23 protein-coding genes are annotated in these 26,047 nt (G+C 43.0%); 11 read left to right on the top strand and 12 right to left on the bottom strand.

Annotated elements, in window-relative coordinates; translation table 11 throughout:
• Positions 1 to 123: 123 nt before the first annotated feature.
• From truA to asd, 5 genes are all read right to left on the bottom strand, one after another.
• A complete protein-coding gene (truA, locus tag FTT74_RS01580) occupies positions 124 to 921 on the bottom strand; it encodes a tRNA pseudouridine(38-40) synthase TruA (RefSeq protein WP_154321070.1) in 798 nt (265 codons plus the stop codon).
• A 12-nt stretch (positions 922 to 933) separates the two neighbouring features.
• On the bottom strand, positions 934 to 1,914 hold the full coding sequence (locus FTT74_RS01575; RefSeq protein WP_004976109.1) for an asparaginase: 981 nt from the start codon (positions 1,912 to 1,914) through the stop codon (positions 934 to 936).
• 46 nt (positions 1,915 to 1,960) lie between these two features.
• A complete protein-coding gene (locus FTT74_RS01570) occupies positions 1,961 to 3,313 on the bottom strand; it encodes a fimbrial protein FimV (protein WP_179988465.1) in 1,353 nt (450 codons plus the stop codon).
• Positions 3,314 to 3,379: 66 nt separating this feature from the next.
• Positions 3,380 to 4,798: a FimV family protein gene (locus tag FTT74_RS01565; RefSeq protein ID WP_225555799.1), complete on the bottom strand. Its 1,419-nt coding sequence runs from the start codon at positions 4,796 to 4,798 to the stop codon at positions 3,380 to 3,382.
• Between the two features lie 169 nt (positions 4,799 to 4,967).
• Entirely contained in the window at positions 4,968 to 6,086 is a 1,119-nt protein-coding gene (asd, locus tag FTT74_RS01560) for an aspartate-semialdehyde dehydrogenase (protein WP_004976115.1), read from the bottom strand.
• A 189-nt stretch (positions 6,087 to 6,275) separates the two neighbouring features.
• On the opposite strand from asd, the gene FTT74_RS01555 reads away from it, so the two are divergent.
• Entirely contained in the window at positions 6,276 to 7,403 is a 1,128-nt protein-coding gene (locus FTT74_RS01555) for an endonuclease/exonuclease/phosphatase family protein (RefSeq protein WP_179988464.1), read from the top strand.
• 345 nt (positions 7,404 to 7,748) lie between these two features.
• On the opposite strand, the gene FTT74_RS01550 is transcribed toward FTT74_RS01555, so the two are convergent.
• The 3 genes from FTT74_RS01550 to FTT74_RS01540 all read right to left on the bottom strand — a co-directional run bounded on the left by FTT74_RS01550 (position 7,749) and on the right by FTT74_RS01540 (position 11,870).
• Positions 7,749 to 8,861, bottom strand: coding sequence for a glycosyltransferase family 4 protein (locus FTT74_RS01550; protein ID WP_131261050.1), 1,113 nt, complete (start codon positions 8,859 to 8,861; stop codon positions 7,749 to 7,751).
• Between the two features lie 24 nt (positions 8,862 to 8,885).
• Complete coding sequence (locus FTT74_RS01545; RefSeq protein ID WP_104853025.1) at positions 8,886 to 9,821, bottom strand: lauroyl acyltransferase; 936 nt, start codon at positions 9,819 to 9,821, stop codon at positions 8,886 to 8,888.
• Between the two features lie 141 nt (positions 9,822 to 9,962).
• Entirely contained in the window at positions 9,963 to 11,870 is a 1,908-nt protein-coding gene (locus FTT74_RS01540) for an ATP-binding cassette domain-containing protein (RefSeq protein ID WP_179988463.1), read from the bottom strand.
• A 35-nt stretch (positions 11,871 to 11,905) separates the two neighbouring features.
• Here FTT74_RS01540 and FTT74_RS01535 point away from each other — a divergent pair, with 35 nt between their 5' ends.
• The 10 genes from FTT74_RS01535 to FTT74_RS01490 all read left to right on the top strand — a co-directional run bounded on the left by FTT74_RS01535 (position 11,906) and on the right by FTT74_RS01490 (position 21,907).
• Positions 11,906 to 12,148: a SlyX family protein gene (locus tag FTT74_RS01535; protein ID WP_004976120.1), complete on the top strand. Its 243-nt coding sequence runs from the start codon at positions 11,906 to 11,908 to the stop codon at positions 12,146 to 12,148.
• Positions 12,149 to 12,275: 127 nt separating this feature from the next.
• Complete coding sequence (locus FTT74_RS01530) at positions 12,276 to 13,241, top strand: hypothetical protein (protein ID WP_179988462.1); 966 nt, start codon at positions 12,276 to 12,278, stop codon at positions 13,239 to 13,241.
• 261 nt (positions 13,242 to 13,502) lie between these two features.
• The gene (locus FTT74_RS01525; RefSeq protein WP_004976129.1) at positions 13,503 to 13,952 is read left to right on the top strand and encodes an ammonium transporter; all 450 of its coding nucleotides are present in this window, start codon (positions 13,503 to 13,505) and stop codon (positions 13,950 to 13,952) included.
• A 34-nt stretch (positions 13,953 to 13,986) separates the two neighbouring features.
• Complete coding sequence (gene topA, locus FTT74_RS01520; protein ID WP_179988461.1) at positions 13,987 to 16,626, top strand: type I DNA topoisomerase; 2,640 nt, start codon at positions 13,987 to 13,989, stop codon at positions 16,624 to 16,626.
• A gap of 11 nt (positions 16,627 to 16,637) precedes the next feature.
• A complete protein-coding gene (locus tag FTT74_RS01515) occupies positions 16,638 to 17,606 on the top strand; it encodes an NYN domain-containing protein (protein WP_154321061.1) in 969 nt (322 codons plus the stop codon).
• A 14-nt stretch (positions 17,607 to 17,620) separates the two neighbouring features.
• Entirely contained in the window at positions 17,621 to 18,376 is a 756-nt protein-coding gene (locus FTT74_RS01510; RefSeq protein ID WP_179988460.1) for a hypothetical protein, read from the top strand.
• A 147-nt stretch (positions 18,377 to 18,523) separates the two neighbouring features.
• A complete protein-coding gene (locus FTT74_RS01505) occupies positions 18,524 to 20,512 on the top strand; it encodes an ATP-dependent helicase (protein WP_179988459.1) in 1,989 nt (662 codons plus the stop codon).
• Between the two features lie 79 nt (positions 20,513 to 20,591).
• Positions 20,592 to 20,846 (top strand): RNA-binding protein, encoded by a 255-nt coding sequence (locus tag FTT74_RS01500; RefSeq protein WP_004976139.1) that lies wholly within the window; start codon positions 20,592 to 20,594, stop codon positions 20,844 to 20,846.
• Positions 20,847 to 21,021: 175 nt separating this feature from the next.
• Positions 21,022 to 21,525 carry a DUF6586 family protein gene (locus FTT74_RS01495; RefSeq protein ID WP_179988458.1) on the top strand — a complete coding sequence of 168 codons (504 nt, stop codon included), beginning with the start codon at positions 21,022 to 21,024 and terminating at the stop codon, positions 21,523 to 21,525.
• A gap of 103 nt (positions 21,526 to 21,628) precedes the next feature.
• A complete protein-coding gene (locus tag FTT74_RS01490; RefSeq protein ID WP_131261040.1) occupies positions 21,629 to 21,907 on the top strand; it encodes a hypothetical protein in 279 nt (92 codons plus the stop codon).
• Between the two features lie 190 nt (positions 21,908 to 22,097).
• Here FTT74_RS01490 and FTT74_RS01485 read toward each other — a convergent pair whose 3' ends face one another.
• The 4 genes from FTT74_RS01485 to FTT74_RS01470 all read right to left on the bottom strand — a co-directional run bounded on the left by FTT74_RS01485 (position 22,098) and on the right by FTT74_RS01470 (position 25,992).
• Positions 22,098 to 23,813 carry a cation:proton antiporter gene (locus FTT74_RS01485; RefSeq protein ID WP_179988457.1) on the bottom strand — a complete coding sequence of 572 codons (1,716 nt, stop codon included), beginning with the start codon at positions 23,811 to 23,813 and terminating at the stop codon, positions 22,098 to 22,100.
• 158 nt (positions 23,814 to 23,971) lie between these two features.
• Complete coding sequence (gene rpmG / locus FTT74_RS01480; RefSeq protein WP_004976146.1) at positions 23,972 to 24,127, bottom strand: 50S ribosomal protein L33; 156 nt, start codon at positions 24,125 to 24,127, stop codon at positions 23,972 to 23,974.
• Positions 24,128 to 24,143: 16 nt separating this feature from the next.
• Positions 24,144 to 24,380: a 50S ribosomal protein L28 gene (gene rpmB, locus FTT74_RS01475; protein WP_004976147.1), complete on the bottom strand. Its 237-nt coding sequence runs from the start codon at positions 24,378 to 24,380 to the stop codon at positions 24,144 to 24,146.
• Between the two features lie 163 nt (positions 24,381 to 24,543).
• Entirely contained in the window at positions 24,544 to 25,992 is a 1,449-nt protein-coding gene (locus FTT74_RS01470; protein ID WP_004976148.1) for a coniferyl aldehyde dehydrogenase, read from the bottom strand.
• Between the last annotated feature and the right edge of the window lie 55 nt (positions 25,993 to 26,047).

Below are 26,047 nucleotides of genomic sequence, written 5' to 3'. Positions count from 1 at the left end.
TTTAAAACCTTTCCTAAACAGAATCCTCCCTAAATCCCCCTTTTTCAAAGGGGGGGACTTTCGTTTTTAACGCCTCGAAATGGAGCTCCTCTCTTTGGAAAAGGGAGGTCGGGAGGGATTAAATTATTCCGGCATGTTTAACCAATGTGGCCCTAAAGGAACTTTCGGTAAATCATACTGTTCAGGATAATGTGCCTGAATAAAATACAAGCCATCTGGCGGGGCAGTAATTCCTGCTGCTTTACGGTCTTGAGCTGCAAAAATTTGGTCAATATGTGCAATGTCATACAAACCTTGCCCGATCTCCAATAGACAACCCATGATATTGCGAACCATGTGATGCAAAAAACCATCGGCTTGAATATCTAACACTAAATAATTGCCGTGACGAATTAAGCGGCAATGGCTGACATGACGGACAGGCTGATTGGACTGACACGCCGCGGCACGAAAGCTTTCAAAATTATGTGTCCCTTCAAATTTCTGCGCAGCCGCAATCATTTTATCGACATCTAAGGGATAATAAGCGTGAGTGACTTGTTTGTGCAGCAAGGCAGGGCGTTGTGGATTGTTATACACGACATAGCGATAACGCCGTGCCTGAGCCTTAAAACGAGCATGGAAGTCCATATCCATCGTTTTAATCCATTGAATTGCAATGTCTTTGGGTAGTTGGCTGTTGGCACCCATCAACCAACCGCGTTCAGGGCGAATGGCATGCGTATCAAAATGTGCCACCATATTGGTTGCATGCACGCCTGCATCGGTACGTCCTGCACCATGTAAAATAATGGGTTCATCGGCAATTTTGCTCAGAACTTTTTCAATGGTTTCCTGCACACTAGGTACGCCTGCTTGCTGGGTTTGCCAACCCCGATACCGAATGCCACAAAACTCAATTCCGATTGCAAAACGCTGCATAATCACCTCAAATCACACTGAAGACTGCCAATGCGCATACCACTGTGCAAGGCTGTCGTATTGTAAATACATTTTTAAGGCTTTGGCATAAAGATCTGCGTGACTTTGGCAATCACTGATTAAAATTTTACTGTCCTGTAACCACTGGCTGATCGCATAGCGTTGTTGCATGCCACCAAAAGTGACTTGGGTGGTGAGAATCACGGCACATTGTTGAGCTTGTAAGGCCTGAATTAACTCAATCACTTCGGCATTGACGGCCATATTGCCTGTACCATAACTCTGTAAAATGAGGCAGTGTGGTGGCTGTTGCTGTAAGGCTTTTAAATTATCGACCAAAGCGGAAATGGCAATTGGCTGTAACATCCAGTTCAGGCAGTTAAAGTGCTGGGCTTTTTCAATATGTTGAGTGCTAATGTTGAATGCTGGCTCATTCTGCGATTTGTTCTCCGTGTAAACCAAAGCAGACTGACCTGTAAATGCATTTAACTCGGTGGTGTGTTGTTTCAGTGCCGTTGCGGCATGAATCAGTTGCTGATGGAAGGCCAGATATACTCCCTGAGTCACTTGATGAATCTGTTGTAAAGCAAAATTTAGGTTGTCCAAGGCATCACTAAATTCACGGGTATCTGTGCCTTGTGCATTGAGTAAGGGATATTGGCTACCCGTGAGAATGACATGGGTACTTTGCGCTAAAAAACGTGCCAAGACTGCGCTGGCATAGCTGAGGGTGTCGGTGCCATGTAAAATAACGAAATGTTGAAAATCATCGTGTTGTAATTTTTGAATATATTGAATGAGCTGTAACCAGTCTGCGGCTGTGCAGGCACTACTGTCTTTAATGACAGGGGCAACAAAGCATTCAATCTCTAAATTTAGGGGTAAGACCTGTGCCAAGCGTGGCAGAAATTGCTCCGCAGGCATTGGGCTTAGTGGTTCACCGACACAGCCAAAAGTGCCGCCCATATAGATTAACGCAATTTTTTTCATCATAAAAAAAGCAGCCAAGAATGACTGCTTTATCTTAATCTGATTTGAATTAAGAAGCGATTTGATTCAGTAACTGATCGGCACGTTGGCGTTGTTCAGCAGAATAATTTGCGCCTTGTTCGCTAAGTAAAGCTTTCGCAGCATCATAAGCGCCCAATTCCACATATTGGTTCGCCAAGTCTAAATTCAACTGAATTTCATCTACTTGAGATAAGTCTGGGAATGATTTCACCAATGGATCATTTAGATCAACATCTGTGCTGACAACGGTTGCAGCAGGTTCAAGTGCAATACTTGGTGCAGCAATGACTTCAGGTTCAATTGCAGGCTGAAGGTTGGTTTCCTCAGCAGGCGCACTGTCAAATGTGAAATTAAAATCAGGCGTTGCAGGTTCAGCTTTTGCTTCAACCGCAGATGCGCTTTCTGGTGTAGAAAAATTGAAGTCTAGACTTGGGGCTTTGACTGAAGAAGCTTCATTGACTGTTGATTCTGGGGCTGTTGTTTCAGCTGGACTTGGTGTTAAATCAAACGTGAAGTCGAGCGGTTTAACTTCCTCTGCAGGGCTTACACTTGGTTCAGCTGTAATTGCAGGCGCTTCAGTTTTTGCTTCTGCTGCTGTGGAATCGAGTGAGAAATTAAAATCCAGTGCAGCAGGTTCTGCTTTGACTTCAGGTTCGGCTGCTTTTTCTACAACAGGTGTAGCTGCAGGGCTGAAATTTAACGATGAGGTGTCAAATTCTAAAGCTGCTTCAGGTGCTGCTGTTTTATTTGAAGTTAGTTCGTGCTGTAACTGGTCAAAAGAAGAGCTATCAGAAGAGATATCATCTTTTGATTGTATGAGGGCATCAAAATCAGCAGTTGATTTTTGTTCAACAGGAGCCGATTCTAAATCCGCTGGAGTCGTTGGTTGAAAATCAATCCCATCAATTGCTTTGTTGTTTTGCTCATCAAATACTTGTTTTTGAGCTTCTGCTTGAACCAAAATATCATCAAGGCCCAAAGCGCGTATATGATTGAGTAATTGATCAATCGCAAACTCATCTTTTTGCTGTAAATGAATATCAAGCAATAACAAATACAAACCATGCAATGAGTTATCACGTTTTAATGCTTGGTTAATTTGCGCTTCTGCAGCAAAGAAATTACGCTCTTTGATCAGGTTTTCAATGTTGGTTTGGATTTTTACAGGGACAGGGGTAGAGTGTTGTGGAGTTGGAACAACCTCTTCAACCACCACCGATTTCTGGGCAACTTTTTTGGTAGTTGTGGTTTTCTTGCCACTGGTTTTGGCTGGCGCTGCTGTTTTCTTGTTGCTTGGTTCGGCTTCTTTACTTGCTTCACGCTTTTTCAAGAAAATTGCGATCACCAGTAATAAAATAAACGGAATCACATAAATCAGCATGTTTATACCCCTTGAGGATGTGGTCCCTGTTTGACCTTATCCCAAAAAAATCATTGTGTGTAACATTTAGTGTTTTGGCTTATTTGCGGCTTGTTGTTTTTGCAATTGTTGTTGCAGTTCGGCAAGGCGCGCGTTGAGTAATTGAATTCTGTGATCCTTCTGACGTAATGCCAATTCTAATTCTGTTACGTTTCTCTGTAATTTAACGGTTTTCTCGCGGGATGTCATAACTTTTAATGACAAGTCACCCGAAGTTTGTGTGGATTGTGTGTTCTTCTTGGCAGAACCGTGGGTCGAGTCTTGTTGATTCTCTGCCACAAGGCTCATTTCTGCTTGATTTAAACGATATTTGGCTTTGCCTGATTGTGGTGCACTGGCCGTTTCTGGTTTTGGAATTGCGGCTTTTTTCTCTGGTTTAGAGTTAGCTTGTGCATGTAAGTTTAAGGTCGCACCACGACGTAAACGATTGGCATCGCCTTGAATAAAAGCATGCTCATTATTGGCTTTAATTTGTTGCATCACTTCGGCAACAGGGCGATTGTTTTCGCCCGCAATGCGTGAGGCAATGGCCCATAATGATTCATTCGATTGCACTACATGTTGAGTATTGACCGTAGGCTTCGCTGTTACAGGGCTTGGTTTAGCTTGTGTAGCCGCTATTTGTGCAGGCTTTTTCGTTGCAGCAGCAGGCTGAGTTTGTGCTAGTTGCTTCGTACGTTGCTGTTCAGCAAATTTTTGTACCAATGGATCAGCCGATTGTTGTGCGGTGACTGAAGTGGTGGCTGTAGATGCTGTCGGTGTTGGGTTGTTATTTGTCTGTGCTGGCGCTACTTTTGGGGCAATCACAGTCGTATTTTCACTTGCTGCGCTACGGCTTGGTGCAGTTTGAACCACCGTCACTGTTTGATGGTTTAATGCAGGTGGTGTATTACGTTTAATGGTTAACGGTGCTTCAAAAGTTTGTTGTTCAATTGCTTTAGGCGTTTCAACCTGATAGTTCGCACTTACGGGTAAATTTAAAGCAATATCTTGCTCATTGACAATCATGACAGGCGTTAAAGCTTGTTCATTACTGCGTTGCATAGCGGCCAATGGCGCAGGTGCACTGCGTTTTAATGGTGTACGAATATGTTGCAGGCGGGTTGCATTGCCTTCTTTAATTTTGACCACAATATTCAACTCAGACTCGGTTAACGGTCGAGATGAGGTAATGGTGATAACCCCTGTACCATTGCTGTTACGACGTGTAAAAAAGTTAAGATGACCAGGCGGACGGTGGCTCGCACCAATCGACATCAGATCTTCGGCCGTAGCTAAACTAACATCAATCGCTTCATTCACATTCGATTGACGAAAGTTGATTTCGGCATAGAGCAATTCCCCAGTTGTTGACTGAATTTGAATCGGGTCAACATTCATTGCATACATTTGCTGTGAAGCCAAAATAGATAAAATGGCGATCTTTAATTTGTTATATACAGTCATCTTAATTGTTAGCTCGGTCATTTATCGCAAGGCGAAAAGGATAGAGTAGCGAGTTGTAGGTCGATTGTAAAATATTAACACGTTGATTACATAAAAAAGCCAGTCAAATTTGACTGGCTTGTTGAGATTGATCACAGAATCAAAAATGATTCAGTGCTCAAGACGAAGCTTAAGCATTTTTGTAATCAATTAAGATGCGTAACATACGACGTAATGGCTCTGCTGCGCCCCAAAGTAATTGGTCACCTACAGTGAATGCACCAAGGTATTCTTTACCCATGTTCATTTTGCGTAAACGACCAACAGGTACTGTTAAAGTCCCTGTAACTGCAACTGGGGTAAGATCGGTCATTGATGCTTCGCGTGTATTTGGTACCACTTTTGCCCATTGGCTTGATTGACGAATCATATCTTCAATTTCGTTCAGTGGAACGTCTTTTTTCAGCTTCAATGTGATTGCCTGAGAGTGACAACGCATTGCGCCAATACGCACACAGTGACCATCAATTGGAACAATCTGCTGATTGCCTAAAATCTTGTTGGTTTCAACCTGACCTTTCCATTCTTCTTTTGACTGACCGCTTTCAAGCTGTTTGTCGATATATGGAATGAGAGAACCCGCTAAAGGCACACCAAAGTTTGCCGATGGGAAACCTTCGCCACGTTGTAATTCGGCAATTTTAGAGTCGATGTCTAAAATTGGTGAACGTGGGTCATCCAACAAGTCTTTGGTGTTGTTATACAAGTAGCCCATGCCTGTGATCAGCTCACGCATGTTTTGCGCACCTGCACCAGAAGCTGCTTGATAGGTCATTGAAGTTGCCCATTCCACCAAATTGTTTTGGAATAATGAACCCAAGCCCATCAACATGAGTGAAACAGTACAGTTACCGCCCACAAATGTTTTGGTGCCATTCACCAAGCCATCTTTAATGACATTCATGTTGACTGGATCAAGTACGATAATCGCTTCATCATCCATACGTAGGGTAGATGCAGCATCAATCCAGTAACCATTCCATCCTTCAGCTTTAAGCTTCGGGAAAACGGCAGAAGTGTAATCACCACCTTGACAGGTAATAATGACATCCATTTGCTTCAGACTTTCAATATCTGTTGCATCCATAAGTGCTGGGGCAGTCTTACCACCAAACGCTGGTGCTTCACCGCCAGCATTACTGGTAGAGAAATAGAATGGTTCAAAATGAGCAAAATCATTTTCTTCAACCATACGTTGCATAAGGACGGAACCCACCATCCCGCGCCAACCGACCAGACCTACTTTCATGCCACTTTGCCTCGGTGCGTTAAAAAACAATAAAGGAATATAAGTCTATCAAAAGGGGGCGCAACTGCAAGCATTACATGAACAAAACATGAGTATTATTGAGTGAAATCTCTTGTTTGTGTTACATACAAAATTGATAACTTTGGTTTTCATGTAAAAACGACAAAAAATACAAAAGAGTAAAGCAAGATGATTTGGGTAAAAGGGCTTGCAATATTAGTCATTTGGTTAAGTTTTTGGTCACTGATTCCACGTGATGAATGGTGGATTCGGGGCGCAGATTTTCCACGTTTACAGATCTTGGTTTTAGGCATCATTGCCTTTGTTTTGCTACTGATTTGGGAGCAGACGTGGGATGTGTCTAGCCAAGTGATTTTAATTGGACTGATTGCGGCTTTGGCTTATCAGCTCAAAATGGTCTTGCCCTACACCTTGCTGTGGAAAAAACAGGTCAAACAAGTTCGTCCAGAACAGCTAAATCCTGAAAAACAAATTTCATTAATCGTGTCCAATGTTCTGACACCAAATCAGAAATATCATCTGTTGATTGAACATATTCAAGCCTTAAAACCAGACTTGGTATTGACTTTAGAAACTGATTTGGCATGGCAACAAGCCTTGTCTGTGATTGAAGCCGATTATCCTTATCGGGTCGCTGCACCTTTAGATAATTTATATGGCATGCATTTGTATAGCCGTTTGCCATTAAAAGACACTGAGATCAAATTTATTCTCAGCGATGAAATTCCATCCATTCATACCAGTGTGATTTTGCCTTCGGGGCAGCCTGTACAGTTGTATTGTTTGCATCCTAAACCACCAAGTCCTACCGAAGCCAAAGATTCAGTTTTAAGAGATGCCGAATTGTTGATTGTAGGCGATCAAATCAAAGATTTAGATGAAAGCTGTATCGTAATGGGTGATTTAAACGATGTGGCGTGGTCGCGGACTACGCGCTTGTTTCAAAGAATCAGTGGCTTGCTCGACCCGCGCGTAGGGCGGCACTATATCAATACCTTTCATGCCGATTATCCTTTACTGCGTTGGTCATTAGACCATGTATTTCATAGTACCGATTTTGCATTGGTGGATATGCAGCGTTTGGCGCATATCGGTTCAGACCATTTTCCTGTGTATGTGGTATTGCAAACTGGGCGGGTGTTTGATCGAATTCAGGAAGAGCTGCCCCAAACTGATGCCGATGAGCAGGAAGCACAACAGGCGATTCAGGAGGGGATTGAAAAAGCAGAGCGAGAAGAAAAACTGGTGACCGATGAAATTGCACAACCGTATAAAGCACAGGATAAATCGGTTTAGAAATTAAACGAAAAGTGTACGAAATGGCTTACACGGATTTAGGCACATGACGCATGGTTTATTCTGACTGATCTGGTTAAGATTAATTCATCAGCACAAGGACTCGGGAACGGAATATCCCATTAAGGAAGACGACGCTGACGGATAAACATCAAGGATATGATGTAGGTAAGGAACGCCATACAATAAAATAACAATAAGTTTTGAAAGCACAACCTCATGAGCCCGAGTTTTACAGGATGTAGAACTCGGGCGATGATTTTTGGGGGACTTATTTTTTTCACTCTCATAGTTTTTAAAAAAAATTAAACTTCAATCAGCTCGATTCAGTTCTATGGTTTGGTTTTAGGCGTATTTTGACTGCAAAACTTGCTGATATAAATCTAAGGTTTGATGACACATATCTGCCAAGCTGAACAATTCAACAGGGGCGACACTTTGCGGTGTTTCCAGATGCAATTGCACTGCATTGAATAAAGCGACTTGGTCATCTACCGCGATGAGTCCTTGCGGATACAGTTGTGATAGAATTTCAGCCACACCACCACGGTTCCAGCCAATCACAGGTGTTCCTAACGATAAAGCCTCGAGCGCAGTGCGTCCAAAGGTTTCTGCCTGATTGGAAAGTGAAAGTACAATATCGCTAAACGCAAGCCACTCGCGAATGTCAGAACGGTGTCCAACAAAGGTTATCGCTTCGGTCAGATGTTTATCCCGAATATTGCGTTCCAGTTCCTGTAAATAAGCTGCTTTTTTAACATCTGCACCGCCTACAACAACAGCATGAATCTGTGGATACTGGGTTTTTAATTTCGCAATTAGATCAATCAATGTTTCATGACCTTTTAAGCGGGTGATACGTCCCGGCAAACAAATTAAAAACTTATGTTCAAGTTCTGGGAAATCTTGATAGGTTTGTTGCATCCATTGTGCCGAAGGTTGATACCCGTGCGGAAATGCAGCAGGGTCAATTCCACGATAAATACGGACAATATCTTCAGGTGGACAGTTTTGATAATGATCACGAATGTATTTGACTACACTGTCAGAAACTGCGATCACTTTTTCCGCTTGGGTCATAATTTGGCTGTAACGGTTAACTGAATAAAAACCATGTACAGTTGAAATTAAGTGTGGACGTTTTTCGGCTGGAATACCTTTTAGGGAAAAATGAGTTAGCCATGCAGGTACGCGGGAACGTACATGCACAATATCAGGTTGATGTTGCATAATCAGTTGGCGTAAAGGACGGATTTGCCACAAGCTTGATAATGATTTTTTGTGGATGGCTAACTTTAAATGAGTGGAACCTTCAGCTTCGAGTTGGTTAACCATCCGTCCGCCATTCGACACCACCAATGACGTATGTCCTTGAGCGACCAAGGCTCGGGCGATTTCGAGCGTACCGCGTTCTACACCGCCACTGTTTAATTCGGGTAATAACTGCATGACTTTCATGAATCTTTCCTTCTGCCGTACAGATTAGTAAATACTGTCATAACCTTCGGGGCGGCTCTTAAACCGACGATGAAACCACATATATTGGGTAGGAGCGATCCGTAATTGCTGCTCAATAATGAAATTGGTGCGCGTTGCATCTGCAACTTCATCTGCGCTTGGGAAATCCAGCAGTTCAGGTTCAATCAAGACTTTATATTGAGGGTTGGAAAGCTCACCTGTACGGTAAAAATATAACGGAATTGCTGCGGCTTTGGTCATTTTAAGTAAACGACGATGCGCTGTAACTGTCGCAGCAGGCACGCCAAAAAATGGCGCCATAACACCTTGTTTTAAACCAAAGTCTTGATCTGGGCTATACCAAATGGCACGACCATTTTTTAAGTGGCGGATTAAACCACGCATGTCATCGTGGTCAATTTGATGACCGTAAATGGTGGCGCGACAACGGTAAATCAGCATGTCCAGTAAGGGATTGTTTTGTGGACGATAGACCACATCGGGGTCAAAATATTGTGCACAGACATAGCCACCTGCATCTAGCAGAGTAGAATGTGTGCCTAACAATAAAACCCCGCGACCATCTGCTTGGGCTTGCTGAATATGTTCCAAACCTTCAACCTGAGTGCGTCCTTTAAACCACTGTGGACAGTACCATGCATTTAAGGTTTCAAATACGCCCAGCATTTGATCAACAAAGACTTGGCGAGCATTTTCATGTACTTCAGCCTCGCTCCATTCAGGAAAACACACTTCCAAATTGCGTAACGTAGTTACGCGACGTGACTTCATGCTGTTAAAGGCAAGATTGCCTAAAAGCTGCGCCAAACGATACTGAATCGCCCACGGCAAAATGGCTAAAATCATCAGGCAGACAATGCCAATCCAGATGCCCCAATATTTTGGCAACAGGAAAGACCATTGAAATTCGCCTGGTTGATATTCAGTGTGTTGACTCATAATGACCGTGTAAAGTGTTGTATCGTTGCAGTTTAGCACGAACCGATTTTAAAATTTAAAAGCATCCGTCCAATGGGAAAGATGCTTAAAACGGTTTTGCGAAGTCTTTCAGGACAAGCGTAGACGAAGTGTCAATAGACCCTAGTTACCATTCGCCAAGTTTTCCAGTTCGTCCCAACGCTCCAGTTTTTCCAGCAGTTCTTCATCAATTTCAGCCAAACGCTGTGAGGCTTTGGTGGCTGCATTGGCATCTGTTACAAACCAAGAACCATCCGCCAGTTTTTCAGCCAATTCGGTTTGTTCCTGTTCCAGTGCTTCAATTTCACCTGGCAACTGCTCTAAAGCACGTTGATCTTTGTAGCTCAATTTTACTTTTTTAGCCGTTGGTGCTGCTGCAGCCGCTTCGGCTTTGGCAACGGCTTTTTTAACATCACTTTTTTGATCAACCACAGTTTGGTCTGGGCGTTGCTGCAAATAGTCCTGATAGCCGCCAATATATTCATCAATATTGCCTTTGCCATCAAATACCCAAGTTGAAGTCACCACGTTGTCCATAAAGGCACGGTCGTGTGAAATCAGCAATAAGGTGCCTTTATAGTCGCTGAGCATTTCCTCAAGCAATTCTAAAGTGACCATATCCAAGTCGTTGGTCGGCTCATCCATCACTATCAGGTTAGATGGTTTGAGTAGTAATTTTGCCAGTAAAATACGGTTGCGTTCACCGCCAGACAAAGCTTTAACCGGCGTGCGTGCACGTTCTGGTGAGAATAAAAAGTCTTGTAAATAACTATAGATATGACGACGTTGTCCGTTCACATCAACAAAGTCTGAACCTTCAGACACGTTATCTTTGACCGACTTTTCCAAATCCAAGACATTGCGTAATTGGTCGAAATAGGCAATTTCCAGTTGTGTGCCTGTTTTGACAGAGCCACCATGCTCAATTTCACCTAAAATGGCTTTAATCAGGGTGGTTTTACCGACACCGTTATCGCCAACTAAACCAATACGATCGCCACGTAATACCAGTGTTGAAAAGTCTTTGATAATCGGAGCTTGATTGCCAAAGGCCACTTGTAAATGTTCAATATCAAAGACCAGTTTGCCTGAGCGATTGGCTTCCTGCGCTGCCATATTGACTTTGCCTTGTTGGAAGCGACGTGCTTTGGATTCTTCACGTAAGGCTTTTAAGGCACGCACACGTCCTTCGTTGCGGGTACGACGTGCTTTAATGCCTTGACGAATCCATGCTTCTTCTTCGGCCAGTTTTTTATCAAACAGCGCATTTTGTTTTTCTTCAGCTTCAAGTTGCTGTGCTTTTAAATCTAAATAACGTGAATAGTTGCCTTCGTAGCTGCGTAATACACCACGATCTAACTCGACAATGCGGGTGGCGATACTATCGACAAAAGCACGGTCATGCGAAATAAACAGTAGAGTTAAATTATTTTGATCGAGTAAAAATTTTTCTAGCCATTCAATACTTTCCACATCTAAGTGGTTGGTCGGCTCATCTAGCAACAATACGTCAGGTTGGGTGAGTAGGGCACGTGCCAACAACACACGACGTTTACGTCCACCCGATAAATCGGCCAAGTCGGCATTTGGATCAAGTCCCATTTTACTTAAAATGGCATTGACCTTATTTTCTAGCGCCCAGCCATCAAGCTGATCTAGCTTGTGTTGCAAGTTCCCCATACGGTCACAGGCATCCATATCGCCCAATACACAGGCATCACTGGCTTCGTGATAGGCTTTTAATACTGCAGCAGCTTCGCCTGCACCATCAGCAACAATATCGGTGACTTTGCCTGAATCCATGGGCACATCTTGCGCCAACATGGCAATGGTGATGCCATTTTGAATAGACACTTCACCTGCATCGGGCAGTAAACTTCCTTCAATCAGTTTAAGTAGAGTAGACTTACCTTCTCCATTACGGCCAATCAAACACACTCGTTCGCCACGTTCTAGGTTAAAATTCGCGCCGTCGAGCAAGGCAGGTCCACCAAATGCAAGTTGGACATCCCTTAAAGTAATATAGGCCATAGTGTTTCCTAAAAAATCTCAAATGAGGATTTGAAATGACTAAACAAAGTATAGATGATCAGGCGTCATTTTCCGCACCCATTGAAGATTTGCAAGTGCGAATTGCATTTTTGGACGATTTAGTTGAGCAATTGAATGAACAAGTGGTTCATCAAAGTCTGGAAATTGCTGATTTAAAGAAACAAATGCAGTTGTTATATCAGCGGGTAGAGTCGGCAGATTTGTCGGATGGGATTGCACCATTTGACCCGATGACCAATCGCCCACCACACTATTAATCAATCGTACTTAATCAACGGTATTGGTTTCCGTGCTGATTTTAATTTGACCTTTGCTGTACTTCCCGCTGTAATGCTCGGCTGCTGTGCCTGAATCTTTTAAACCCTATTGTGTCCGCTAAAGTTTATGTCCTTTAAAGTTGTGTTACTTGACCTTGAAAACAACCAGCCTACCGCGACTTTGTTGCGAGAAATTATTGAGCATCATCCGAGTGTGTATCTGTTTAATTGTGCAGGAAAATTTGAATATAACTTGCAGGATTTAACTGAGTTGGCTGGCTGGATCAGTACCGGTCAGCTTATGATTTTAGACAGCCCGCGCGCAGAGTTTAAAGAGTTTGAATATGCAGTGGTAGTTGGGCAACTGATGGCACTGCTAGAGCCAGAAACACAAGTTGAAGTGATTTCTGCGGCTGACAGTATTCAGATTTTAATGGAAATGTTGCAAGCATCTGAAATTGCCTGTCACCTGATTCATATTCAGCCTGAAATGCAGTCTGGGAAAAGCAAAAATCGTTTACCAAGCCCAATGGCAATTCGCAGCAAACCTGAATTGCTGTTGGTAAAAAAGTACTGTGATGCGCTGGCAAAAATGTCAGGCAAGCCAACCAACTTAGAAGCTTTAAAACACTCAATTGCCAATATTTTGCAACTTGAGGCCGACAAAGTGCAGCATGTGGTTGGTATGTTGATGAGCCTGAAAATTGTAAAGCGGGTGGATGAACAAATTAGCTTTCGTAAAAAAGTTCTGAAACAATGGGCTCAACTTGACCTAGATGTCGTGGAAGAATCTACGCAAGAGGCGACAGTCACTTCTACAATCGTGGCGCAAACTGAAGCCGTAGAGCCACATCCTCAGCACAGTTTATTTAAAAACTTTAGCCAAATTGACCCTGTGCAATGGGAAGTTGCCAAAAAGTTACGTGAGCTAAAAGGTGAAAAACCAAAAGATATTTATGAATTGCGTGATTTGCTGGAACGGTTATTTCCAAAATCTGATATTCGTTTATTGCTCAAAGAACTGATTGAAAAAGGCTATATTTATTGGAATGGACATGAAGTGCTATATAGTCATGAGATGTTTTTAAGCTAAGTTTTAGAATTTTTCGATTAATGGCATGAGTCGATTTAAAACCCATCTGCAAGATAGTTTTTTATCGATACGACTGATTTAAGTCATCATTTATCAACCATTTAAAGTTTTGAAAATGATGCCTTTTCACGTAAGACGATTTTAAGCTGTTTGTAGGCAGATAGACTAAAACACTTGAAATAAATAAATCACAGCTTATTTTAATCTTGCGTTTTATATTGTGCTTATGCAACTCTAATATAAGAATAGAAAGGTTGTACTATGGAAAATACTGGAATTTGGGTTGCCGTTGCCATCATTATATTTGTGATGGGCTCTATTTTTGGTCTGCGTGTCAGCCCAAGAGAAAAAGCTTTAGGATTGATGCGTGAAAAAGCCCGAAAAATGGGACTACACCCTCGTTTGGTGGTTGCGCCTGACTGGACAAAAATCCCGAAAGCCACGGAATCACGTGCCAGTATGGTGGCGTATTACAGTGTACTCATTGCCGATGCACGTTTACCGTTAATGCGTGCTTTAGTGACAGACCAAAAGCTAGAACTGTTGCATGGCGATGAGAAATTCCAAGGCTTACCCATTGCATTAAAGGGCATTTATGCTATTGATATGCAGGCAAACTGTGTAGGAATCTATTGGGATGAAGAAGCCGATCTTCGCGCAACTCAATTAGATGAGATGAAAGCCTTTTTACATAGCTTGGCTGAACGTTAATTTTTAAACCATTAAATAGGAAATACGGTTACTTATGGCGAACGCTCCTCGGTCCACATCCAAAAGCACTGCAGCCAAATTTGAAGCTGGTCACAAACGTGCCTTAGTGATTGTGGAGTCGCCTGCAAAAGCGAAAACAATCAATAAATATCTTGGTTCGGACTACATTGTGAAGTCTTCGGTCGGTCACGTGCGTGATTTGCCAACCAGTGGTGGCGCAAAAACCACAGAAAAGAAAACCACCACCCGAACCAAACTGACCGAGGCTCAGAAAGCTGAAAAAGCTCAACAAGCATTAGTCAACCGTATGGGGGTTGATCCTGAACATGACTGGAAAGCACACTATGAAGTGCTGCCAGGCAAAGAAAATGTAGTCGCTGAATTAAAAAAACTGGCATCGCAGGTCGATGAAGTCTATCTCGCAACGGACTTGGACCGTGAAGGGGAAGCGATTGCGTGGCACTTAAAAGAAGTCATTGGTGGAGATGACTCACGTTATCAACGTGTCGTGTTTAACGAAATTACCAAAAATGCGATTCAAGAAGCCTTTAAGCATCCTGCGCGTTTAGATACCAACAAAGTCAATGCCCAACAGGCACGTCGTTTCTTAGATCGCGTGGTGGGTTTTATGATTTCGCCACTGCTCTGGGAAAAAATTGCCCGTGGTTTATCGGCAGGACGAGTGCAGTCAGTTGCGGTGAAGCTGGTTGTGGAGCGCGAGCGTGAAATTCGCGCCTTTGTACCCGAAGAATATTGGCAAGTCTTTGCAGATACTAAATCTGAAAAAGATGACATTCGTCTAGAAGCGGTTAAGCAAGCGGGTAAAACCCTCAAGTTACGCAACAAAGCTGAAACCGATGCTTTACTGAACTTGATTAAAGATGCGCAATACACCGTATCTGCACGTGAAGATAAGCCGACCAAAGTCAACCCAAGTGCGCCGTATATCACGTCAACGCTGCAACAGGCTGCGAGTACCCGTCTTGGTTTTTCAGTCAAGAAAACCATGATGCTAGCACAGCGTTTGTATGAGGCAGGTTTTATCACCTATATGCGTACAGACTCGACCTTCCTGAGTGATGACGCGGTCAATATGGTGCGTACGCATATTGAAGCGGAGTTTGGTCAAAAATATCTGCCTGCTAAACCAAATCGTTATGGCAATAAAGCAGGCGCACAAGAAGCGCACGAAGCGATTCGTCCATCTAATGTTGCGCTTAAAGGCGACAGTTTGGTGGGTGTAGAGCGCGATGCACAGCGTTTATATGATCTGATTTGGCGTCAGTTCGTCGCTTGCCAAATGACACCAGCCGAATATTTATCATCGACCATTTTGGTTGATGCCAATGGTGTCGAGTTAAAAGCCAAAGGTCGTACGCTAGTTTTTGATGGCTTTACCAAAGTGCGTGGGCAAAACAAATCGGATGATGATGTGTTACTGCCTGCGGTCAAAGTTGGTGAAATTCTTAAATTAGAGAAGCTTGATCCATCACAACACTTTACCAAACCGCCTGCGCGTTTTACCGAAGCCTCTTTGGTGAAAGAGCTTGAGAAAAAAGGTATTGGACGTCCATCGACCTATGCTGCGATTATTTCAACCATTCAAGACCGTGGTTATGTCAAACTGGAAAACCGTCGTCTGTTTGCTGAAAAAATGGGTGAGATTGTTACAGACCGTTTGGATGAAAGTTTTAATAACCTGATGAACTATGACTTTACAGCAGACTTGGAAGGTCAGCTGGATAAAGTTGCAGATGGTGAACGTAACTGGAAAGACTTGCTCAACAGTTTTTACGGTGACTTCAAACAGCGTTTGACCAATGCACAGGGCGAACAAGGCATGCGCCGTAATCTACCTGTAGAGGTTGATGCAGTACATTGTAAAGAATGTTCACGTCCAATGCAGATTCGTACAGGTACAACAGGGGTATTCTTGGGATGTTCAGGCTATAACTTGCCACCAAAAGAACGTTGCAAGGGAACTCTGAACCTAACTCCTGTCGAGTCGCTTGCCGCATTGTCGGATGATGATGCCGCTGAAACTGCAGATTTGATGTCTAAAAAACGCTGCCCAATTTGCGAAACGGCTATGGATAGTTACGTGATTGATGGTGGTCGTAAACTGCATATTTGTGGGAATAACCCAGACTGTGCAGGTTTTGAGCTAGAAGAAGGCGAGTTCAAAATTAAAGGCTATGATGGCCCAACCATTCCGTGTGACAAGTGCGATGGCGAAATGCAGTTGAAAACAGGTCGTTTTGGCCCTTATTTTGCCTGCACAAGCTGTGAAAACACACGTAAAGTACTCAAGAATGGTCAGCCTGCGCCACCGCGTGTTGATCCAATTAAAATGGAACATTTACGTTCAACCAAACACGATGATTTCTTTGTGTTGCGTGATGGTGCAGCAGGCTTGTTCTTGGCAGCCAGTAAGTTCCCGAAAGTACGTGAAACCCGTGCGCCGAAAGTCGCGGAATTACGCACAGTTGCAGAACAGCTTGATCCGAAATATCAGTTTATTTTGCAAGCACCTGATGCAGACCCAGAAGGTAATCCAACCTTGGTGAAATTCAGCCGTAAGAATCAAGCGCAATATATTGGTTCGGAAACGCCTGAAGGCAAACAAACCAAATGGTCATTGGTTTACCAAGATGGTAAGTGGGTTGAGGCTTAACACGATCTATTATGGAGTTGAAGCCAAAAAAATTCGCCATTTTAATCGATGCAGATAACTCATCGGTCAACTCGATTGAGTCTGTATTGGAAGAAGTGGCGAAGTATGGCATCGCCAGTGTAAAGCGCGTGTATGGTGACTGGAGCAGCGAAAGTCTAAAAAATTGGCGTGATGTACTTTTACCGCACGCCATTACGCCTGTACAGCAATTTGCTTATACCAAAAGCAAAGATGCCACCGATATGATTTTAATTATCGATGCCATGGATTTGTTGTATAGCGGTGCTTTAGATGGTTTTTGTATTGTATCTAGCGACAGTGATTTCACGCCTTTAGCCTCTCGCATTCGTGAAAGTGGTTTAATCGTTTATGGTTTTGGGCGTAGTAATACGCCTGAAGCTTTTCGTAAAGCCTGCGATAAATTTATTTATGTAGAAAACTTGGTGTCCGAAGCTGAAAAAGCTGCGGTAGCAGAAGAATCTGATCAGAAAGGGAAAAATAATAAAGTTACCGATGTTGCACTCAGCATAGATAAATACACCTTGAACCTGATTTATAAAGCGGTCAAAGAAAATGCCGATGATAGTGGTTGGGCTTATTTAGGGGCAATTGGTACGTATATCAGCTCGGTCAAGCCCGACTTTGACACCCGAAACTATGGTTACGATAAACTCTCTGGTTTAATTAAAGCCTTGGGTTTATTTGAAACCAAATTACAGGGCAGTCAGATGTATTTGAGAAAGCGTAGTTTTAGTACGTTTGTCAAACTTGTCCAAAAAACCATTCAGCAACTTGCAGATCAGGCAGGTTGGGCAAAAATTTCCGAGATTATTCAACATATCGAACAAAATGATCCCTACTTTAATATTCAAAATCAGGGATTTGAAAATACACAGTCAGCTATACTTTCAATACACAGTGGTTGGTTGGAATTTTCCAGTGATCACAATCGTGTTAAAGTCGGCAAGCTGATGTCTTAATGTTGTCCTAATTCATGTGGAAAAAAATCCGAATTTTATGCTTATTGCTGGTTTTGCTGGTCGTTGCAGTCAATGCTTGGCGTGATCAGAGCCAAGACTGGAATAAGCCCATCATCGTATTGTTACACCCAATCAATGCCGATGGACGATCAAACACCCAAAACTATATCAATACATTAAATATCAATAATTTAAATTCTGCTCAAGACTATCTAAAACAAGCTTCTTTGCAGTATCGTGGGCAACCGCTTGCGCTCTATTTCAAGCAGGGGCGAGAATTAAAGCAGTTGCCACCGAAAGTGCCTGAGCAGGCATCGCTGCTTAGCACTGTACTTTGGAGTTTAAAGTTCCGCTTTTACGCTTGGCAGCAACGACAAAGCAGTGATGGTACAGCAACAGTGACGCTGTACCTGAATTATTATGATCCGAGTCAAACTCAAATTTTGAAGCATTCCACCGCTTTGCAAAAAGGCAAAATTGGCTCGGTGAATTTATTTGCTTCTGCTGCGCACAGTCAGCGTAATACGATGGTGATGGTGCATGAATTACTGCATACCTTTGGTGCCACAGATAAATACGATTTGAGCACAGGTCAGCCGATTTATCCGATTGGTTATGCAGACCCAAATCAGCAACCATTGTATCCACAACGACAGGCTGAACTGATGGCGGGTTATGTGCCACTTTCGCAAAGCAAAAGTAAAATGCCTGAATCGTTACAACAGACACGTATTAACGAAATCACTGCCATAGAATTGGGCTGGAAATAATGTGGATAAGCATGTACTTATCCACATCTCTACAATAGAGCTTGTGTAAAAGTATGTGTTTAGGCATGAACCGAGCCATTTATATTCATGGGTTTATTCCTAAACCGATCTGTTAAACTATTCATCCACCCAGTACGATGAGTCACTATGAGTTTAGCCAGCCTAATTGATGAATTGAATCCCCAGCAAAAACAAGCAGCCACGACAGCATATCAACATAGTCTGGTCTTGGCTGGCGCAGGCTGTGGCAAAACCAAAACCATTGTGGCACGTGCAGCGTACTTGATTGATCAAGGTATTCCAGCCAATCAAATTCAAATTTTGACCTTTACCCGCCGTGCGGCGAGTGAAATTGTCGCACGGGTGGAGTTGGCACTGGGCGAGCAAGCCAAAGGCTTACGTGCTTCGACCTTTCATACTTTTTGTATGTACTTGTTACGACGTATTCCTAAAGCTTTTGGCTTGGAACAATTTTCTATTATTGATCGTGATGATCAGTTGATGATGTTTCGCCTCATTCGCGGAAAAGATGATAAGAAAAATCCAAGTCAGTTGCCTAAGCCTCAAGAATTATGTGATTTGTATTCTTTTGCGCGGAATACCCGTCAAAAACTGAGTGTGGCTTTAGAAAAGCAACAGCCTGAATATTTGGCATTAAAAGATCAAATTGCTGAAATTATGCAGGAATACGAAAGCCGTAAACGTGCACGTGGCTTTCTCGATTATGACGATATTTTGGCTGTGGTGGCATCGGCATTGGCGCAGTCGGAAGGTCTGGTCGATTATGTCGCGTCAATTTGTCAGCATCTTCTGGTCGATGAAATGCAGGACACCAATCCTTTGCAATGGGCTTTGCTTGAGCCTTTAAAAGATCGGGTCAGTTTGTTTTGTGTGGGCGATGATGCACAATCGATTTATGGTTTCCGTGGTGCAGATTTTGAAAATATTCATCATTTCACAGAGCGCGTACCCAATGCTCAAATTTTCAAATTAGAGCAAAATTACCGTTCTACGCAGGAAATTTTAGACCTGTCCAATTGGTTGTTAGATCAAAGTGAGATTCGCTATAACAAACGGTTGCAGGCGCATCGTGGTGATGGCATCAAACCCAAAATGCATATTTTCCCGAATGAATTTGATGAAGCCAAATGGATTGCGATTGATATTAAAGAGCGACATTTCTTGCAAGGCGCGCCGTGGTCAGATCACATGGTCTTGGTGCGTTCAAGTTTTGCAGCGCGACATATTGAAGCTGCCTGTATTGCGGCAAGTGTGCCGTATCGTTTTATTGGCGGCATGAAGCTCTTGGAAACTGCGCATGTAAAAGACTTGCTTAGTTTATTGCGCGTTATTGCCAATCCTTTAGATGATATTGCGTGGATGCGTTTTCTCACTTTATGGAATGGCGTGGGCGATGTCGGTGCGAGTAAGTTGGCACAGCAATTGTTGCTTGAACCGACAATGGATCAGGTGATTGAAAAGCTGGAAAAATTTGGACGCTTGCCAGAAAAAACTTTATTGATCATGAAGCAAATGGATGTCTTACGACATGAAGTTGCAGCTTGCGTCGGTTTAGGCATTGAAGCTATTCAGGAACAATTGGCAGAGAACTATAAAAAAGACTGGAATCGTCGTCAGGGTGATTTTCAGTTGGTGCAACAACTGGCGGGTAAGCATGCGCAGTTAAGTGAGTTTTTAGAAGAATATGTGCTCGATCCTGTGTCTATTTCTGAAATTGAACGCCAGTCTGATACCGATGTGGTCACTTTAATCACCATTCACTCTGCCAAGGGCACAGAACAAAAAGTCTGTTATGTGGCGAATGTGACTGCAGGGCAGTACCCGCATGCACGGGCGCAGGGCAGTTTTGATGATATTGAAGAAGAACGTCGAGTGCTGTACGTGGCTTTGACCCGTGCCCAAAATGAACTGATTTTAACCAAGCAAAATTTTAATTTATGGGCGCGTGATACGGTAGATGAACAAGGGCGCAAACTGGACAGTTATTTTTTGAGTGATCTGACACGGCAGTTGTGTGCGATGGAAACTCATCACCGTACCCGTCAGCAAACTGTGAAAAGTGCCTTGGTGGAACGCCAAGCGATTAATTTAGATTTTGGTATAGATCTCGATTAAACTATGCCACATGGTTTCCTGCAAAAAGTAGAGTAGGCGAGTGCTTTTTGATATTTTTTGCCTATTTTAAGGTTGTAAGATGAAAATTTTAGTTCGTAGTTTAGAGCGTACAGTGACTGAAGAAGAATTGTTAAAGCTTTTTCAGGAATATGGCACTGTAGAATCTTGTAATTTGGTGTTGGATGCTGCAACAGGAAAATCTAAAGGTTTTGCATTTGTAGAAATGCCACATGCACGTGAGGCAGTAAAAGCCATTAAAGCGCTGAATACTTTGCGTCTGCATGGTCATGGAATACGTGTCAAAGCAGCAGAAGATAAACCTGCATCAAAATAGTTCAAAGGGAGCAAAAAATGCTCCTTTTTTATGCGTGATTTTTAGTAAAAATACGAGATTGGCACTGCATTGGTGCGCGATTTTATCGCAGTAAAAATAGTGTATTTTTTATTGGGTGTTGCAGGAAAATCGGTTTAATCTAAGCTTCTTAGAACGCTAAATTGAGGAAATGCTCATGTCCCGTGTTGCTCGTTTTCATGCAGATCGTACCAATCAGAAATTATATTTCGCCCGTCTTTCATGTCAGCAGGCCGAGCAAACCGAGCATGTTCAGCAAGCGCAGGCACATCGTGAAGCTGCGGTGTTTCATTTAAATGGCGCGGTGCTGGCTTTTTTGCAGGAATTGGTACGCTATTATCGTTTAAATGACAGTAATCCAACCCTTAAATCAATTGAAGAATTGATGGCAGCCAAAGGGCAGATTTCCCCTGAAGTGGCAATTTTGGAGCAACTGAGCAAATCGGGTTTTATTGCAGAGTTAAAGCGCGCTTATCGTTTATGTCAGTACACGCCCGAGCCAAGTGCACCAGAACCTGAACAGGAAACGTCATCCAATTTGATTATTAAAGTCACGCAATCTCCGCAAGCATGGCTACCAGATACGAAAATTTTGCGCGAATGGCATCGTGACTTAACCCAGTTGATTGATGGTTTTCGTAATGAAATGGTGGAATTTTAAGCCGACCAAACGCCCTTGAAAAAAATCTGATCAGCCCGATATAAATATTCTGAACGATGCAAAGTGCAAGCGCCTTTGCCGCCATGTCGAGCATGGAGGATATATGTCTATAGAGCAATTGAAAGAATTATTTGGTAATCAGGAAGCGATTTTAGAGCTGGTTCAGCTTGAAGGTGGCGAGTTGGCATTGCGTAATGCAGGCTCTGAAAAAGAGCCGTTGGTCAAAATCCAGTTCAATGACGAAGTCAAAGCCATATTGGGCGATCAGACGGCTGTTGTGGCACAGCACATGATTCAGGCGGCATTATTTGGCTTGTTGGAAAAGCAGGTCAATGAATGGCATGCCGAAATTGTGGATGAACAGCCGCAATTTATGAGTTAATCCCAAAAGGTCTTTCGGTGATGAGATATCTTTAATGAATAGATTGTCTATCTGCTTTGGTTAAAATCATGGACAGTATTAGATAGTTTTTCATCAACACAGTGAAAGCCAATCTATACATCAACAAAAAAGCGCAGCTTAAACGGTGCGCTTTTTGTGATTTTGGCTATGGGTTTTAGATGAATGATGCTCAATGCGTTGGTGGCTGATGATGGGCAATTTCAATTTGATTTAAAATATAATTGCTCATATTTTTCGCCATTTCTTCTTTGGCAAAATACACTTCACCAATGTTGTCTTTACGAATTACTTCCGCTTCGGCTTTGCTTTCTGCACACACCAAAACCTGAATTTCAGGGTTTAGGGTTTTGGCAATATCCACAATTTTATGAATATCCAAAATGTCCATAGGCGAGAGAACGAGCAGTCGTGCATGTTGAATATGTGCCTGAATCAGTACACCTGCTTCAGTGGCAACCCCGCTGACCGCAGCAATACCTTTTTCACGTAGGTCTTCGACAATTTCACGGTTTTCTTCTGCAATCACGACCTTAATATTTTCAGCCATTAAATTTTGAGTAATGCGGCGTCCGACTTCACCATGTCCAACAATCACCACCTGATCACGTAAATAATCTTGAGAAACTTCATCGGGCAGCATGGCTAAAGGGTCATTGCTGCGTTCAAGCAAACGCGCCAAATAAGAGCGTTCCCGAATCCAGTTTTGCACAGGCTCAATCGCAGAAAAAACAAAGGAATTGAGGGTAATTGAAATGAGTGCGCCTGCTAAAATCAGGTTTTGTCCTTCTAGTGACAGCAGTTGTAAAGATACACCTAGCGTTGCCAAAATAAAGGAAAACTCACCAATTTGTGCCAAGCTCGCGCCTACGGTCAAGGCTGTATTGAGTGGATAGCGGAAGAACAAGACCAATGCCATGGCTGCAATGGTTTTACCCACCATGATAATGCCGACGACCGCTAAAACGTGCAGTGGTTCTTCTATCAGAATACGCGGGTCAAACAGCATGCCCACAGCAACGAAAAATAGAATGGAGAAAACTTCACGTAAGGGTAAAGTTTCTTCTTCGGCGCGATGACTGAAATCAGATTCTTTGACCACCATCCCCGCAAAGAACGCCCCAAGTGCCATCGACACGCCAAAGATTTTATAAGCACCAAAGGCAATTGATACCGCAGCAGCGACCACAGTCAGGGTAAACAGTTCCCGCGAGCCTAAGCGAGCCACAATTTGCATAATGAAGGGCACAAGGCGTTTGCCAACAATCAGCATAAAGGCAATAAAGCCTGAAACTTTTAATAAAGTCAGTCCGAGTGTTAGCCAAATATTTTCATCACTGGCATTGTCGATAGCTTGTCCACCCAGTAATACAGCTGTGGCAGGCAAAAGCACCAATGCTAAGACCATCACTAAGTCTTCAACTAACAACCAGCCTACGGCAATTTTACCGTTCACGGAGTCGAGCAGGCCACGATCACCCAATGCTTTTAAGAGCACAACGGTACTGGCACAAGACAGACTCAAGCCAAAAATTAAGGCAGAACCAAAACTCCAACCCCACATCATCGACACGCCTACACCGAGCAGGGTCGCCACGGCGATCTGCAATACTGCACCAGGCAAAGCAATGCGTCGTACCTGCATTAAATCATTTAGCGAGAAATGCATGCCAACACCGAACATGAGGAACATGACCCCAAGTTCTGCCAATTGGTTGGCAAGATGAATATCTGCCACAATGCCCGGTGTGTTGGGACTAATGATGACACCTGCAATCAGATAGCCCATAAGCGGTGGAAGGCGTAAGCGCGCAGCGATATAGCCAAATACCAGTGCCAAGCTAAAACCAACGGCAAGTAAGATGATGAGTTCTACATCATGAGGCACGAGAAACTCCTAAGCCATGGTGAAGGTGCGGTCAAAAGACTGAAATAAGACAAGCACAAATAGTGCCAAAAAAGAAAACGAGGAAATTTTAACAAGTTAGGCAAAAAAAGTGCAAAAAAAAACGACCTGAATAAGGTCGTTTTTTAAAAAAGCTAAAATTATTTGATTTTAGCTTCTTTGAAAACTACGTGTTGACGGATTTTTGGATCAAATTTTTTGATTTCCATTTTTTCCGGCATAGTACGTTTGTTTTTAGTAGTGGTATAGAAATAACCTGTACCAGCTGTAGAAACTAAGCGAATCTTATCACGCATTGTCCTGACTCCTTACTTAGATCTTTTGACCTTGAGCACGAAGGTCAGCAACAACCTTTTCAATGCCCAATTTGTCGATAATACGCATACCTTTAGTGGTTAAACGAAGACGTACGAAACGTTTTTCGCTTTCTAACCAGAAACGGTGGTTGTGCAGGTTCGGCTCGAACCGGCGCTTAGTTTTGTTGTTGGCGTGTGAGACGTTGTTACCAACGACTGGACGCTTGCCGGTAACTTGGCAAACCTTAGACATGGTGTAACTCCATTGATTTAGCCAACAGCAAATCTGTATGGCCAGTCAAAAATAAACGGATGAATTCATTCAAGGGGCGTTTTATATCAAAAATACGCTTAAAAGACAAGCGATTTTCTTCAAAAACAGCATGAGCGTGTTTGATAGCTCATGCCTTGATCAGTTAACGAAGAAGCGTCTTCGAAATCAATCGATGAATCGGCTTATCAAATGGGGGGAGAATGAACTTCAAGCTGTAAAGCTTCGGATTAGACATTACCGACCGTTCATGTGACAAGCTGAAAAAACCTTCTGGACCGTGATATTTCCCCATGCCCGATGCACCAACACCACCAAATGGTAAGTCATCTTGTGCAACGTGGGTCAATACAGTATTGAGTCCGAAATGCCCTGAATGGGTTCGCTGTGCGACATAGTCGGCACGCGCCTGATCAAAGTCGAAATAGTATAAAGCAAGAGGACGCGGTCGGCTATTAATAAACTCGATTACATCATCAATTTGTTCATATTCTAAGATTGGCAGGACTGGACCAAAGATCTCATTTTGCATAATTTGCATGTCTGGACTGACATTGGTCAGTACCGTTGGTGCCATTTTACGGGTTGCAGCCACATTTTCACTTTGCGGATTAATTTCAATAATATTTGCACCTCGCTCACGTGCATCTTCTAAATAGCCCTGTAAGCGACGATATTGTTTGTCATTAATAATAGAAGTGTAGTCTTGGTTATCACGAATATGCGGATACATTTCGGTCACAAATTGTTCGAAATGCTCCATAAATTCGGCAGTTTTGCCTTTAGGCAAGAACATATAGTCGGGTGCAACACAGGTTTGTCCAGCATTCCAGAGTTTACCTACCGCAATACGCTGCGCTACATCGACCATATCGCTAGATGGATGCACCAAAACAGGGGATTTTCCACCTAGTTCTAAAATGACAGGCACAAGGTTTTGTGACGCGGCAGCCATTACAGTTTTGCCGACTTCGGTAGAGCCTGTGAAAATAATTTTGTCAAAAGGCAAATGACAGAACGCATCGGAAATAATACCGCCGCCATTAATTACTGCCACCAATTCCTGTGGAAATGCTTCGCTCATGGCGTTTTCCAGTACTTTACCAAAATGCGCAGAAGCACTGGAAATTTTGATCATGGCATGGTTGCCTGCAGCCAAAGCACAGATCAGTGGGCCTAAAGACAACAGCAGCGGATAGTTCCAAGGTGCAATAATGCCAATTACCCCTAAAGGTTGATACTGTACCCATGCTTTTGCAGGTTGGTGGATAATACCAACCTGACGTTTAGATGGCTTCATCCAGTCGGTCAGGTTTTTGCTGTAATATTTGATATGTTCCAAGCAGGTAAGTAATTCACCAATTTTGGTTTCTGCAATGGCGCGGTTGCCATAGTCACGGTTAATGGCTTCGGCAAATTGATCCTGATATTTCACAATCACACGTTTTAAGCGGGCTAAGCGTTCAATGCGTTCTTTGGCACTTGGGACAGGATGACGCTGATAGGCATATTTCTGCAATGCCAAAATATCATCCAGACGTTGTAAATCGGGTGAATGTGGGGTCATTGAAGTTGTTTTTGTTTGACTGTTCATGGCATGTTACCATTCAATAAAAGCAATATAAGTTAATTTTTAGAGTATTTACTCT

The sequence above is a fragment of the Acinetobacter sp. YH01007 genome (assembly GCF_013420425.1).
Classification (GTDB): Bacteria; Pseudomonadota; Gammaproteobacteria; order Pseudomonadales; family Moraxellaceae; genus Acinetobacter; species Acinetobacter towneri.
The sequence above is the reverse complement of the archived record's forward strand: the minus strand, read 5'-3'. Positions and strand labels throughout refer to the sequence as shown.

Excerpts from the sequence above, each read along its gene's own strand:
- topA (WP_179988461.1), top strand. The coding sequence starts at position 13,987 with ATGGCGAACGCTCCTCGGTCCACATCCAAAAGCACTGCAGCCAAATTT.
- rpmG (WP_004976146.1), bottom strand. The coding sequence starts at position 24,127 with ATGCGTGATAAGATTCGCTTAGTTTCTACAGCTGGTACAGGTTATTTC.
- FTT74_RS01500 (WP_004976139.1), top strand. The coding sequence starts at position 20,592 with ATGAAAATTTTAGTTCGTAGTTTAGAGCGTACAGTGACTGAAGAAGAA.
- asd (WP_004976115.1), bottom strand. The coding sequence starts at position 6,086 with ATGAAAGTAGGTCTGGTCGGTTGGCGCGGGATGGTGGGTTCCGTCCTT.
- FTT74_RS01470 (WP_004976148.1), bottom strand. The coding sequence starts at position 25,992 with ATGAACAGTCAAACAAAAACAACTTCAATGACCCCACATTCACCCGAT.
- FTT74_RS01490 (WP_131261040.1), top strand. The coding sequence starts at position 21,629 with ATGTCTATAGAGCAATTGAAAGAATTATTTGGTAATCAGGAAGCGATT.
- FTT74_RS01550 (WP_131261050.1), bottom strand. The coding sequence starts at position 8,861 with ATGAAAGTCATGCAGTTATTACCCGAATTAAACAGTGGCGGTGTAGAA.
- FTT74_RS01555 (WP_179988464.1), top strand. The coding sequence starts at position 6,276 with ATGATTTGGGTAAAAGGGCTTGCAATATTAGTCATTTGGTTAAGTTTT.
- FTT74_RS01525 (WP_004976129.1), top strand. The coding sequence starts at position 13,503 with ATGGAAAATACTGGAATTTGGGTTGCCGTTGCCATCATTATATTTGTG.
- FTT74_RS01495 (WP_179988458.1), top strand. The coding sequence starts at position 21,022 with ATGTCCCGTGTTGCTCGTTTTCATGCAGATCGTACCAATCAGAAATTA.
- FTT74_RS01575 (WP_004976109.1), bottom strand. The coding sequence starts at position 1,914 with ATGATGAAAAAAATTGCGTTAATCTATATGGGCGGCACTTTTGGCTGT.
- FTT74_RS01540 (WP_179988463.1), bottom strand. The coding sequence starts at position 11,870 with ATGGCCTATATTACTTTAAGGGATGTCCAACTTGCATTTGGTGGACCT.
- FTT74_RS01570 (WP_179988465.1), bottom strand. The coding sequence starts at position 3,313 with ATGCTGATTTATGTGATTCCGTTTATTTTATTACTGGTGATCGCAATT.
- rpmB (WP_004976147.1), bottom strand. The coding sequence starts at position 24,380 with ATGTCTAAGGTTTGCCAAGTTACCGGCAAGCGTCCAGTCGTTGGTAAC.
- FTT74_RS01505 (WP_179988459.1), top strand. The coding sequence starts at position 18,524 with ATGAGTTTAGCCAGCCTAATTGATGAATTGAATCCCCAGCAAAAACAA.
- FTT74_RS01530 (WP_179988462.1), top strand. The coding sequence starts at position 12,276 with ATGTCCTTTAAAGTTGTGTTACTTGACCTTGAAAACAACCAGCCTACC.
- truA (WP_154321070.1), bottom strand. The coding sequence starts at position 921 with ATGCAGCGTTTTGCAATCGGAATTGAGTTTTGTGGCATTCGGTATCGG.
- FTT74_RS01565 (WP_225555799.1), bottom strand. The coding sequence starts at position 4,798 with ATGACTGTATATAACAAATTAAAGATCGCCATTTTATCTATTTTGGCT.
- FTT74_RS01545 (WP_104853025.1), bottom strand. The coding sequence starts at position 9,821 with ATGAGTCAACACACTGAATATCAACCAGGCGAATTTCAATGGTCTTTC.
- FTT74_RS01515 (WP_154321061.1), top strand. The coding sequence starts at position 16,638 with ATGGAGTTGAAGCCAAAAAAATTCGCCATTTTAATCGATGCAGATAAC.
- FTT74_RS01535 (WP_004976120.1), top strand. The coding sequence starts at position 11,906 with ATGACTAAACAAAGTATAGATGATCAGGCGTCATTTTCCGCACCCATT.
- FTT74_RS01510 (WP_179988460.1), top strand. The coding sequence starts at position 17,621 with ATGTGGAAAAAAATCCGAATTTTATGCTTATTGCTGGTTTTGCTGGTC.